Raw genomic sequence first — 12,478 nt, forward strand, 5'->3', positions numbered from 1 at the left:
CATACTAAAAAACGCCAGGAAACCTGGCGTTTACGGTAGAAAATCTTAATTATTTATTAACTGACCTTTGCTTCCAAGCGCAAACGGTCAGCAATCATCGCAATAAATTCAGAATTGGTAGGTTTACCCCGTTCAACATTTATAGTATATCCAAAATACTTATTAATCATTTCAATATTCCCACGGTCCCAGGCAAGTTCAATGGCATGGCGTATTGCCCTTTCTACCCGGCTGGGAGTAGTATGGTATTTTTGGGCAATCATCGGATATAACTCTTTTGTAATTGCTCCTAAAAGATTTACCTCTTTGGTTACCATTAAAATTGCATCCCGTAAATAATGATAGCCTTTGATATGGGCAGGTACACCCATCTCATGAATAATATTAGTAACTAATAAATCAAGATTTTTAGTTTTAGGTAATGATGCAAGGTTAGATGTTAGGTTGGAGGAAGTTACAGGTTTACTGGGAGTTGCTCCGTAAGCCAGTTGTCTAATCCTGGAAGCTAAGACCGAAAAATCAAAAGGTTTTAAGATATAATAATCCGCTCCCAGCTCTACCGCCCGCTGGGTTATAGACTCTTGCCCAAAGGCAGTAAGGAGGATAACTTTTGGCTTTTCTTCAAACTCTGCCAGTTTTTCTAACACACCTATACCATCTAAATGAGGCATAATAATATCAAGAACCACTATATCCGGTTTTTGATTGAAAATGACCTCTAAAGCCTCAATGCCATTATAGGCCACTCCTAAAAGCTCAAAATCTTCCTGCTGGTGTATAAATTCTTTTAAAAGCTCACAAAATTCCCGGTTGTCATCAACGATGACAATTCTAATTGGTTCCACCATCCCCGCCTCCTAAATATTACCTTGAAATTTTTTCCTCAATACATTTCGACGGCAACATTTTAATTCCTGCTTTTTACAAAACATTTTTTTCAGAAAAATAGCGACAATATTTTACAAAAACAAAATTGGGGCTCCCACCCCAGAGTTTATTATTATTATATATTTCTTTGAGCATATTTTCTATAAGTATTCCATAACCTTTGCTACTATCGCTTAAAAACACATGGGTTACAACTCCTATAAATTTACCATCTTTAATAATAGGAGAACCGCTCATTCCTTGTACGATTCCGCCGGTAATCCTTAAAAGCCTGGGATCTTTTATCCTTAAGATTAAATTTCGACCATCTTTTTGATAGGGTCTTACCTTTTCGATATAAATGGTGAATTTTTCTATTTTTTCTCCTTTTAACACGGTGTAAATTTCTGCCGGTCCTGGTTTTACTTCTTCATTAAAAGCAATGGGTAAAGGCTTTTTAAAAAAAGGATTAATTATTTCCTGACTCGCCTTACCAAAAATACCAAAACGGTTATTTAAATACACTGCACCTATAACATTTTTGTGCAAAAAGGTACCAATTTTTTCTCCCGGTTGTCCCCGGTGGCTAGGGTAAATTGTTTGGATTTTAGCCGCTACAATTTTACCTTTGTTGATGGGAAATACTTTTCCGGTATCAGGATCAATAATTGTGTGGCCCAAAGCACCAAAGCTCTTATCCCGGGGGTTATAGTAAGAGAGTGTTCCAAGCCCAGCTAAATTGTCCCTAATAAACACCCCTATGCGCCATCTCTTTTCTTCAAAACTGTAAACTGGTGTAATTTCTCGTTTAAAAATATCATCGCCCCGTTTTATCGTAAAAGTTATTTTTTGGCCTCCAAAATGATTAATAAGATTTTTTAGTTCAAATTCGTGATTAACCGTAATATCATTGACTTTTAAAATCAAATCCCCTTCTTTTAAACCTGTCTCTTTGGCAGGATTAGCATCTCCTTTTTTGGTTTTTACTTCCGAAAAACCCACCACCATAACACCAGGAGTTTTAAGGTAAATTCCAATACTGTGACCTCCGGGTACAAGATAATTCACCGGGATTTTTTTAACGGAAATTTCTTTTAGGGTAATAAGGCCCAATAGTTTTAATTCAATGCAATCCTTATTTAACGGGTTAATTTTTAAAGAAGTTAGAAAAGGGGCTTTAGGTTTTTCATCACCTAAAATTTGGATTTCATTTGGTAAGGAGTTTAGGACCAACCACCCGGACAAGCAAAAAAACAACAGAGAGATTACAACGATATTTCGCCATATTTTCCGATATTTGTTTTTTTTCAAAGGATATCACCCCATTTCGGCGTTTTTTTTGTTTAATTTTATTTTTTCTTTTGCTTTCGCCATTATGTTGATATTTTTTTGGAGTGATATCCAAAAAAAATTAGCGGGTTTTCCCGCTAATTTCCTTTTTTGAGAATTTTTTCAGCCATTTCCAGGGTTAAAGCCCCAATTTCCCGTTCCCCAAGCATACGAGCAATTTCCCAAACCCTTTCTTCCATGTTTAATTTTTTTACCCGGGTCTTGGTGCGACCATCACTAACTATTTTTTCCACTACAAAATGGGTATCAGCAAAGCCGGCGATTACCGGCGAATGAGTTACCAAAAGAACCTGATGATTTTGGGAGAGTTTTTTTAAATTTTCTCCTACCACTTCTATAATACTCCCCCCAAGCCCTGACTCTATTTCATCAAAAATCAGCGTATCATGTTCGTCTACCTGGTTAAAATACAGTTTAAAGGAGAGTAAAAGGCGGGATAGTTCGCCTCCCGAAGCAATTTTTGCTAAGGGCTTCAAATCTTCCCCGGGATTGGGAAGAAAATAAAATTGTACCGTCTCATCCCCCCGGGGCCCTGGGAAACTTGCGGAAAACATAACCTTTATTTCCGCATGGGGCATTAATAATTCCTTTAAATATTCTTTAAGGCTCTTTTCTAAATGCTCGGCCAGTTTTTTTCGCTTTTCTTTTACTAAAGCATTTATTTTAAAATAGTTTTCCCGTTTTTTTAAAGCATCTTCCTGGTAAAAAGCCTTATTTTCCTCAATTTGTGCCAAATCCTGATATTCTTTCCGGGCGTTTTCTAAAAAAACTAAAACATCCCTTAATTCTGGCCCGTATTTTTTCTTTAAAAGTTCATAACGATAAAGCCGTTCTTCCACTTCATCGGGGTTTATCGTTTGGTTTTCTAATCCATCTAAATAACCTTTAATTTCTAAAGCCGATTCCTCTAAAAGACAGGCTGCTTCTTCCACTTTTTTTAAAGCTTCCAGGGAAAAAGTATCAATCCGGGCAGCATCTTTTAAATCTTTAATAACCCGTCCCAGGCGGTCCACAATTCCCGGATCATTTTCCCCATAGATTTCCCGATATGCTTCCCCAATTAACCCTAAAAGCCTTTCCTGGTTGACAAGACGCAAACGTAAACTTTTTAATTCCTGTTCTTCTTCTAGCGAAGGATTTAATTTTTCAATCTCTTCAATACAAAACTTCAAGTAATCTAATCGTTTTAGCCGTTCTTTTTCTTGCGAAATTACAGTCTCATATTTCCTTTCCGCTTCCTGCCAGGCGTTGTAAGCTTCTCCAAGCTGTTCCCCTAATCTTTGAAATTCATCGTCCCCGCTACGGTCCAACAGCTTTAAATGATAAGATGGCGAGAGCAGTAATTGTTGTTCGTGTTGAGTCATAATATCTATTAAACCCTGGGATACTTCCCGGTAAAGAGCCAAGGGCACCACCATACCGTTAATGCGGGCCACCGACTTACCTTCCGCTGATATTTCCCGGGAAAAAATGTTTACCTCATCGGCAGGAAGTCCAAGTTCTACAAGTTTTTCCGTAAGCTTTTCCGACTCAAAAGAAGCAGTTATCAACGCTTTGGTTGCGCCTTTTCGCACCATGTCCCCCCGGGCCTTTTGCCCAATGACTAAAAGGAGAGCATCAATTAACATGGACTTTCCAGCACCGGTCTCTCCGGTTAAGACATTTAACCCCTTGGTAAATTCAAGATTTACCCTTTCAATTAAGCCAAAATTTTCAATAGCCAGCGTTAACAGCATACTATCACCTAGGATAAAAATTCATCAAATCTTGCCAATATTTTCGGAACTCGTTCGCGGTCCCGGGCAATGATTAAAATAGTGTCATCACCGGCAATTGTTCCTAAAATTTCAGGAAAAGCAACCTGATCAATAGCACTGGCCACTCCCTGGGCCGCGCCGGGCAAGGTTTTAATTACGATTAAGTTTTCACTTTGATCATAACTACTTACGGCATCAGCAAAGAGTCTTTTTAGCCGTTCTATCGATGCCGCAGAAATAGTTTTTTGGGGTAAGGCATACCGGTAACTATCTTTTTGAAAAGGAATTTTTACCAGTCCCAATTCTTTAATATCCCGGCTAACGGTAGCCTGAGTTACGTCAAAACCTTCTTGTTTTAAAGCGTCAGCCAATTCTTCTTGGGTTCTTATTACTTTTTGTTCTATAAGCTCAAGGATTTTTTTTTGGCGGCGTATTTTCAAAGAGGATTCCTCCTTTTTCCAATGATATATAACTTTGGATAAGATTGGGGACGATTTAAATATTCATGTTTTACTACAAAACCTTCCCGGTCCGGAATTTTTTGCCCAAGCTCTTCCAGCAAAATTTTTTCTTCCTCGCCTCCTGGATGGCCTACATATACAGTAATTGCGATGATTCCGCCAAGTTCAAGGAGTTTATAACACTCCGAGATGCCGGCAATTGTAGATTTTGGCTTGGTCACCACTTTTTTATCTCCCCCCGGCAGATAGCCTAAATTAAAAACTGCAGCCTTTATGGGAGAGAAAACATATTGGCGAATGTTTTCGTGGGAGTCTAAAATTAAAGTAACTCTCTCCTCTAAAAAAGCTTCCGCTAGCTTTTCTTTGGTAATCTTTAAGGCCTTTTCTTGAATGTCAAAAGCATAAACTTTACCGCTTTTCCCTACAAGCTCTGCCAGAAATAAGGTATCGTTACCATTACCGGCAGTGGCATCTACTACCACATCCCCTGCTTGAACTACCTCCTGAAGATAGAGATGGGCAAGTCCTGTAATTTTTTCCAGGTTAATCATGATAGCGATTTGCCTCCCGCATTTTCTCCCGTAAAAGCTGATAAAAACTTCGGTTTTTTAGCTTTACAAATTTTGCCCGGTAAGGAGCCTTCCTAATTAGTATTTCATCACCCTTACGGATACCGAAACCTTGCTGGCCATCTACAGTTAACATACTGCTCTCTAAAGCCGTCTTTACCAGTATTTTAATTTCTTTATCATCAGCAACGACCAGCGACCGGGCAGCAAGGGTATGGGGGCAAATGGGAGTAATAATAAAAGCTTTTACTTCCGGATCAAGGATTGCCCCCCCAGCCGATAAGGAATAGGCGGTGGAGCCGGTAGGAGTTGCCACAATTACTCCATCGGCGGCGTACTCGGTTATATACTGTTCATCGACAAAAACCGAGAAATTTATTATTCGGGCAAAAGCCCCTTTGGTCAAAACCCCATCGTTTAACCCATGAAAAACCGCCACTTCCCTTTGTTCGCGCAAAACTACGGCTTCTAACATGGTACGGTCTTCTATAATGAATTCTCCGGCTTGAATTTTTTGCAAACCAAAGTCAATTTCCTGGGGATCAAGCTCACTTAAATACCCAAGCTGCCCAAGGTTTATCCCTAAAACCGGAATACCCCTGGGGGCAAAATACCGGGTAGCACAAAGAATTGTTCCATCGCCTCCTAAGACAAAAACAAGGTCTAGCTTTCCAGCTTTTTCATCAATTTCAGCCAATTCAACAATTCCGCATTCTCCCGAAACAGCATAACGGTTTTTTAATAAAAACCCATATTCCGACGCCTTTTCCATTATTTTTTCATATAATGCCGGACTCAGTTTTTTATCTTTATTTACCGCAATACCAATTATTCTCAAGGGCGTCAACCTCCGCTATTTAAATTCTCTCTGTCTTACCTAAATCCTCCTTGATACTTAAAAAAGCAGGGAAACTCCCTGCTTACTTATTTAACCGTAAAAAAGCTTCTTCTACAACCCTACTTATGTCAATTGAAACCTCTTTTTCAGTTTTTTTTGTCGAAAGATATAATAAGTATTCTATATTTCCTTCGGGACCGGTAATCGGAGAATAGGTAAGTCCCAATACCGAAAATCCAGTATCTTTAGCAAAACCAATAATTTCTTTTATTACCTCCCGGTGGGTATCCGGGTCCTTTACTACACCTTTTTTCCCTACCTTTTCCCGCCCGGCTTCAAACTGCGGCTTTATTAAGACAATTGCCTGGCCATCGGGAACTAAAATCTCTTTGATCTTCGGTAATACTAGCTTAAGGGAAATAAAAGAAACATCGCAAGTAGCAAAATCAGGTCTTACAGGCAACTTTTCCCCTTCAAAGTAACGAATATTCGTCCTCTCAAACACTACCACCCGTGGGTCCTGGCGAAGTTTAAAGCTTAATTGTCCATATCCAACATCTACCGCAAAAACCCTCTTTGCTCCGTTTTGGAGAGCACAATCGGTAAAGCCTCCAGTCGACGCCCCAATATCTATAACAATCTTTCCCTGAAGGCTCACCTTAAATTCCTCTAAAGCTTTTTCTAATTTATAACCGCCGCGGCTCACATATTTTAAGCCCTGTCCAATTATTCTAATGGGGGTTTCTTCCAAAACCATGGTTCCGGGCTTGGTAATTTTTTGTTCTCCAACTACTACTTCACCGGCAATAATAAGGGCGCGAGCCTTTTCCCGGCTTTGGACCAATCCCCTTTCTACTAACAAAACATCAAGCCGTTTTTTCATCGCTTGCTAAATATCTCCTGTAATTTTAGGTAAATTTTTTCTTCCGTTAAACCATAAAGGTTTAATACTTCCTCCACTTTACCCTGGGGAGGAAATTCATCGGCAATTCCAAGGTTTATAACTCTACTCTCTAATCCTTTCGCCTGGAATAATTCATTTACTGCTGAGCCAAAACCCCCGGCAAGCACATTTTCTTCAACGGTAATTACAGGTTTTTTGAGTCTTCCAATTTCTTCTAAGAGTTTTTCATCTAAAGGTTTAACAAACCGGGCATCGATAACCCCCAAGGAAATTCCTTCATTCTCAAGCCTTTGTGCTGCTTTCAGGGCGTAGTTTAAGGGGCGTCCCACTCCAACAATAAATCCGTCTCTACCTTCTTTTAAAACTTCACCGGTACCAATAGGAATCTCTTCATAAGGCGTTAACTTAACCCCTACTGCAGCTCCCCGGGGATAGCGAAGAGCAATGGGGCCAGGATAATTCAGGGCTGTATAGAGCATCTTCCTAAGCATATCCTCATTTCTGGGAACCATTAACGTTAAATTGGGAATCAGCCGTAAATAACTTAAATCAAAAATTCCGTGATGGGTCGGTCCATCTTCTCCTACTATTCCTGCCCGATCAATGGCAAATACCACCGGTAAATTTTGCAGGCATACGTCATGGATAATCTGGTCAAAGGACCTTTGCAAAAAGGTAGAGTATATAGCCACTACCGGCTTTAAACCCTCACAGGCCATCCCCGCCGCCATAGTCACCGCATGTTGTTCGGCGATGCCTACATCGTAAAAGCGGTCTGGAAAATGCCGGGCAAAGTAATTTAGTCCGGTACCGGTAGGCATTGCCGCAGTTATAGCCACCACATCCCGGCGGCTTTCGGAAAGCTCTACCAGGGCTTTCCCAAAAACTTCGGTAAAACTTACTTTTGGCGCCTCCACCGGCTCACCGGTACTAACATAAAATTTACCAACTCCGTGAAAGCCATCAGGATTTTCTTCCGCTAACAAATAGCCCTTCCCTTTTTTCGTGATGACATGGATTACCACCGGTCCGTCATAGGTTTTAGCCCGGCGTAATACCTCGGTCATCTCTTTAATATTGTGCCCGTCAATTGGCCCTAAATAGGTAAACCCCAACTCCTCAAAAATCATTCCGGGAACCAAAAGGTACTTAAAGCTATCCTTTAACCGCTCTCCTACCTTTACCATAGTAGGGCCAATATGGGGAATTTTTTTGATAAGCGCTTCAAGCTCATCTTTACCTTTGGAATATTTGGGGTCTGTACGAATTCGGCTTAAGTACGACGACAGCGCTCCAACATTCTTGGCAATGGACATTTCATTGTCATTTACCACCACAATCAGGTTTGTCTTTAAGTGACCGGCATGATTTAGCGCCTCAAAAGCCATACCACCGGTTAAGGCTCCATCGCCAATTACCGCCACAACCTCGTAATTCTCTCCTTTTAAATCCCTGGCTAAAGCCATCCCCAGTGCCGCAGAAATCGAAGTACTGCTATGCCCTACGCCAAAGGAATCATATGGGCTTTCTTCCCTTTTGGGAAAGCCGGAGATACCGCCAAAAGTTCTTAAGGTCTTAAACTGTTTTTTCCTTCCGGTAAGAATTTTATGGGCATAAGCCTGATGGCCAACATCCCAGATAATCTTATCCTTCGGAGCTTCGAAAACCAAATGAAGGGCTAAAGTTAATTCTATTACCCCTAAACTTGGTGCCAGATGGCCACCGTTTTGGCTAGCAACGGTAATTATGTACTCCCGAAGTTCCCGGGCAAGGGCTACTACTTCACTAAAATTTAGCTTTTTTAAATCTTCTGGCGAGGAAATCCGCTCTAAAATAGGTCCCAAAGGACGGCCTCCTTTAATGGTCTTTTAGTATTTTAACTTTTATATTTTTTTCTATTTGGTAAAGAATAATACCGGCTACCTCCAAAACATCTTCAGCTCGCTCAATAGCAAATTTCTTCCCTAAACCTTTACTAGCAACTGTTACGGCAGCAATTAAACTGGTAATTAAAATATTTATTAAAAGCTCTTTTCCAGTAAAGATCTCAGAAATCTGCCGAGCAAGAGAAATCCCTAAAGCTCCACCAATGGTTCCGGTAATATCACCAATAACGTCATTACAAAAATTAGCTACCTTGTCAGCATTTCTGACCATCAGGTAGCTCTCCCGGGCACCTTTTATTTTTTTACTTGCTTTGGCATGAAAGGGTGCCTCTTCAGCAGCCGTTGCTGCAATCCCAATAACATCAAAAATAATGTGGACAAAAATAATAAAAACTAAAAAAACTATTGAAATTACAATACTTTTAGTGCGAACTATAAAATACTCCGATAAAAAAGTAAAAAACAAAGCTAAACTAAAGGTTAATAAAGCAACTCGTAAAATTCTATTTAAATTTTCCTTCTGCTCTTTTGGGCGTTTCACCGAATGTCCCAATTAATTCCACCTCAATAAATATGTAGCCAGGACGACTGACAGCCTTGCAGGTTAATTTTATGGCTTAAGGTCCAGTAGGATTTCCCCAGAAGCTACCTCTCGTCACCGATAAGGCGGTTTCCCTTTAAAGCTTCTGCCGCAGGGTTGCCCATCTTGCGGAACTGGATTACCACTTAGTCCATACTGCAATCCCCGCAAGACCTTGGCCAGGCCAAACAGCCTAGAGGATTTCCCCGACGGCTCCCGCACCAATCTAGCCTCTTTTGCAAAATGGGTTTCAATTAGAAAGTTCGAAGCCTAAGGGCCCTTTCGGCTTCTCCCCTTAACCTAATATCCCCCCATTTCACTCAAGGCAGGCTACACTGCACGTAGCACGCCCCCACGTGCAGGTTTAATCCCAAGCCGTAGTTCGTGACTACTCCCCACGCACTTGGGTCTCCGTGGAAGGAGGGTCCACGCCCGCATGCCATTGCGGCTCGCCCTCCAACCTTAACTCCCAGCACCAGCCCCCGACTGGGCGTCGTAAGCCAGCACCAGGAACTTCATCGATGTGCCCGCGACGGATTTTTAGGCCCGTCTTCGAAAGGTGCGGGTCCGACTAGGATACTGCGTCAGCCGTCCCGTGCTGTTTTCAATTGTCTTAAAATTATAGCAGATTTTAATAAACATTTCAAAAGTAGTTTGATTCCAAAAATCTACCTAAGATTCCCTTTTAAGGATATATTCCGCAAGTTCAATGAAAAAGCTACTTCTCTCACCGTACCGCTTTAAAATGTTTTGCGCCGCAGCTATTTCTTCTTCTGCCTGTCTTCTGGTCTCATCAATGCCAAAAAGTGAAACATAGGTAAGCTTTTGATTTTTTTCATCGCTCCCCACCGGTTTTCCTATTTTGGTAAAATCTCCTATTACATCCAGCAAATCATCTACCATTTGGAAAGCAAGGCCAAGGTGCCGCCCATAATTATCTAAAGCCTCAATTTCCTCTTCTAAAGCTCCGGCAAGGATTCCTCCGGCTATTAAGCTGTAACGGATTAGCCTGGCAGTTTTATTTAGATGAATGTATTGTAACACTTCTGGATCTTTTTTCTTTTCATTAGAAGTTAAATCTACTACCTGGCCGGCAATAAGTCCTTCGGAGCCGGAAGCTACTGCAAGCTCGGCAATAGCCCGCACTACCCGCTCTGCAGGGATGCCCAATTCCATGGTTTTAGCTGTTAACTCAAAAGCTTTGGTTAAAAGAGCATCTCCCGCTAAGATGGCAATAGCTTCCCCAAAAACTTTGTGGTTGGTTGGTTTACCTCGTCGAAAATCATCATTATCCATTGCCGGTAAGTCATCATGAATTAACGAATAGGTATGAAGACATTCTACCCCTACAGCTGCTGGAAGTAGTTTTTCCGGCATAAGGCCACTCCATTCTCCAGCTGCTAAAAGCAAGACCGGTCTTAGCCGTTTGCCTCCTGCCTGCAAGCTATAATTCATCGCTTGGTGAATTACCGGCGGATAAGTATCCTCGGGGGGTAAAAAACGGCGTAGCCCCTCTTCCGTTAAATTTTGATAATATTTGAGACGATTTTTAAAATCCATGTAGCTCCTCCATTAAAAAGGTATGTCCTCGTCAATTTCCTCCAGCGTAACTTCACCGGTTTCCTCTTCTTGCACTTCTACCAATTTTAACTCTAACTCTTTGAGCTTATCACTACAAAAGCGGTGTAATTTTAAACCTTCCTCAAAAAGAGCCAAACTTTCTTCTAAACCTACATTGCCGCGTTCCAAACGCTCCACAATTTCATTTAATCGATTCATCGCCTCTTCAAAGGTCATCGTTTTCATCACCCTTTATTATATTTTTATCCAGGGTCTTAGCCAAGGCTTCGCCATCGGAAAATTTAACTTTAAATAGTTCGGGCAATCCCTTAATCGATGTAATTACCTTACCATCAAGAGTAAAAATTGCCGCATATCCCCGATTCAGGACGTTTAAAGGATTCAATAGCTTTAATTTTTCCTCGTAAGAAGATATAACCAAGTTATAATGAGAGGCTGCGTTTTTTAGAGCTGCTTTTAATCTTAAATTATATTGCTCTAAATCCTTTTGGCTACTCTTTAATATTTCCTGACTTTTTAAAATAAGCCTACCCTTTAACTCACAGAGCTTTTCCTGCTGCTGCCGGTAGCGGATTTTCGGCGAGAGAAGAAAAAGTTTTTCCCGCAAAAAACTCAAGCGGTTTTTTTCTTGCCAAAAGAAAGTTTGAAAGCTTTTTAAAAGTCTTGTAAAACTTTCCGCCACTTCCCGGCTTTTATCGGTAATAAGTTTTTCAAAGGCCCGCATTAATCTTTTTTCGTTATGTTCCAAGTTTTTTTGCTCCTGTTTTAAATAATTACTTAAAGCTTTCAACATATTAATCCGGTGTTTTTCTAACGTACCCCAAATTTCCAGTAAATTAGGCGTAGCTTCTACTGCTGCTCCCGTTGGTGTCGGTGCCCGCCGGTCGGCAACCATATCGGCAATAGAAAAATCCGTTTCATGCCCTATTCCAGTAACAATTGGAATATTTGAAGCATAGATAGCATCAGCAACGGTTTCTTCATTAAAGGCCGACAATTCCTCAAAACTTCCGCCACCTCTTGCTAAAATAATTATCTCACATAAATTAAGTCGGTTTAATAAGTTGATAGCTTTAATAATCTGCCCGGGCGCTTCTTCCCCTTGAACAGTGACCGGAACTAAATATAAAGTTGCTTTGGGCCAGCGTTTTTTTATGGTAGTTAAAATATCCCGAATAGCTGCCCCCGTTTTTGATGTTATAATTCCTATTTTTTCGGGATATCGGGGCAGGCTCTTTTTTCGCCCTTCATCAAAATATCCTTTTTCCTTAAGTTTTTCTTTGGTTTGTTCGAACTTTAAGTAGAGAGCCCCAAGACCTAAAGGCTCTATGTGCTCCGCATATAACTGGTATAACCCCCGCCTTTTAAATACTGCAACTCGTCCAAATACTACTACCTTTTGTCCATCTTGAGGAACAAAAGGCAGAGCCGAGGCTCGCCCTTTGTACATGACGCCCTTTAGCTCTGCCTTTTCGTCTTTTAAGGTAAAGTACAAATGTCCCTGGGAAAACTTGCAGTTGGAAAGCTCCCCTTCTACTGCTACCTGGTTTAAAAATTCATCTTTCTCAAATTTTTCGGCAATGTAGTCCGTTAAAATTGATACCGAAACAATAAATAAACCCATTTATCTAACCGACCTCTTTACCGCTTTTAAAATATTGTAACTAAGCATTTTAAAAATTCTT

At 40.7% G+C, this 12,478-nt stretch carries 12 protein-coding genes; all 12 read right to left on the reverse strand.

Annotated features, from left to right (window positions below; genetic code table 11):
• Positions 1-56: 56 nt before the first annotated feature.
• Positions 57-848: a sporulation transcription factor Spo0A gene (spo0A, locus tag cpu_RS04430; RefSeq protein ID WP_075858833.1), complete on the reverse strand. Its 792-nt coding sequence runs from the start codon at positions 846-848 to the stop codon at positions 57-59.
• A gap of 73 nt (positions 849-921) precedes the next feature.
• Positions 922-2,178: a SpoIVB peptidase gene (gene spoIVB, locus cpu_RS04435; RefSeq protein ID WP_075858834.1), complete on the reverse strand. Its 1,257-nt coding sequence runs from the start codon at positions 2,176-2,178 to the stop codon at positions 922-924.
• A gap of 116 nt (positions 2,179-2,294) precedes the next feature.
• On the reverse strand, positions 2,295-3,953 hold the full coding sequence (gene recN, locus cpu_RS04440; protein ID WP_075858835.1) for a DNA repair protein RecN: 1,659 nt from the start codon (positions 3,951-3,953) through the stop codon (positions 2,295-2,297).
• 8 nt (positions 3,954-3,961) lie between these two features.
• Positions 3,962-4,414 (reverse strand): arginine repressor, encoded by a 453-nt coding sequence (argR, locus tag cpu_RS04445; RefSeq protein WP_075858836.1) that lies wholly within the window; start codon positions 4,412-4,414, stop codon positions 3,962-3,964.
• Positions 4,411-4,986 (reverse strand): tRNA 5-(aminomethyl)-2-thiouridylate-methyltransferase MnmM, encoded by a 576-nt coding sequence (gene mnmM / locus cpu_RS04450; protein ID WP_075858837.1) that lies wholly within the window; start codon positions 4,984-4,986, stop codon positions 4,411-4,413. The genes argR and mnmM overlap by 4 nt, the downstream gene beginning before the upstream one ends.
• Positions 4,979-5,842, reverse strand: a complete 864-nt coding sequence (locus cpu_RS04455) for an NAD(+)/NADH kinase (RefSeq protein WP_075858838.1) — start codon at positions 5,840-5,842, stop codon at positions 4,979-4,981. Before cpu_RS04455 ends, mnmM begins: the two co-directional genes overlap by 8 nt.
• An 82-nt stretch (positions 5,843-5,924) precedes the next feature.
• Complete coding sequence (locus tag cpu_RS04460; RefSeq protein ID WP_075858839.1) at positions 5,925-6,725, reverse strand: TlyA family RNA methyltransferase; 801 nt, start codon at positions 6,723-6,725, stop codon at positions 5,925-5,927.
• Positions 6,722-8,581, reverse strand: a complete 1,860-nt coding sequence (gene dxs / locus cpu_RS04465) for a 1-deoxy-D-xylulose-5-phosphate synthase (RefSeq protein ID WP_439951467.1) — start codon at positions 8,579-8,581, stop codon at positions 6,722-6,724. Before dxs ends, cpu_RS04460 begins: the two co-directional genes overlap by 4 nt.
• Positions 8,582-8,603: 22 nt before the next feature.
• A complete protein-coding gene (locus cpu_RS04470; protein WP_234970186.1) occupies positions 8,604-9,185 on the reverse strand; it encodes a hypothetical protein in 582 nt (193 codons plus the stop codon).
• Positions 9,186-9,884: 699 nt separating this feature from the next.
• The gene (locus cpu_RS04475) at positions 9,885-10,772 is read right to left on the reverse strand and encodes a polyprenyl synthetase family protein (protein ID WP_075858841.1); all 888 of its coding nucleotides are present in this window, start codon (positions 10,770-10,772) and stop codon (positions 9,885-9,887) included.
• A gap of 12 nt (positions 10,773-10,784) precedes the next feature.
• Positions 10,785-11,009 (reverse strand): exodeoxyribonuclease VII small subunit, encoded by a 225-nt coding sequence (gene xseB / locus cpu_RS04480; RefSeq protein WP_088775885.1) that lies wholly within the window; start codon positions 11,007-11,009, stop codon positions 10,785-10,787.
• Positions 10,999-12,417, reverse strand: a complete 1,419-nt coding sequence (gene xseA, locus cpu_RS04485) for an exodeoxyribonuclease VII large subunit (RefSeq protein WP_075858843.1) — start codon at positions 12,415-12,417, stop codon at positions 10,999-11,001. Before xseA ends, xseB begins: the two co-directional genes overlap by 11 nt.
• Positions 12,418-12,478 lie beyond the last annotated feature (61 nt).

This window comes from Carboxydothermus pertinax (assembly GCF_001950255.1).
Classification (GTDB): Bacteria; Bacillota; Z-2901; order Carboxydothermales; family Carboxydothermaceae; genus Carboxydothermus; species Carboxydothermus pertinax.

Bases quoted from the DNA above. Each gene is read 5' to 3' on its own strand.
- xseB (WP_088775885.1), bottom strand. From the start codon at position 11,009: ATGACCTTTGAAGAGGCGATGAATCGATTAAATGAAATTGTGGAGCGT.
- xseA (WP_075858843.1), bottom strand. From the start codon at position 12,417: ATGGGTTTATTTATTGTTTCGGTATCAATTTTAACGGACTACATTGCC.
- recN (WP_075858835.1), bottom strand. From the start codon at position 3,953: ATGCTGTTAACGCTGGCTATTGAAAATTTTGGCTTAATTGAAAGGGTA.
- cpu_RS04475 (WP_075858841.1), bottom strand. From the start codon at position 10,772: ATGGATTTTAAAAATCGTCTCAAATATTATCAAAATTTAACGGAAGAG.
- spo0A (WP_075858833.1), bottom strand. From the start codon at position 848: ATGGTGGAACCAATTAGAATTGTCATCGTTGATGACAACCGGGAATTT.
- mnmM (WP_075858837.1), bottom strand. From the start codon at position 4,986: ATGATTAACCTGGAAAAAATTACAGGACTTGCCCATCTCTATCTTCAG.
- cpu_RS04460 (WP_075858839.1), bottom strand. From the start codon at position 6,725: ATGAAAAAACGGCTTGATGTTTTGTTAGTAGAAAGGGGATTGGTCCAA.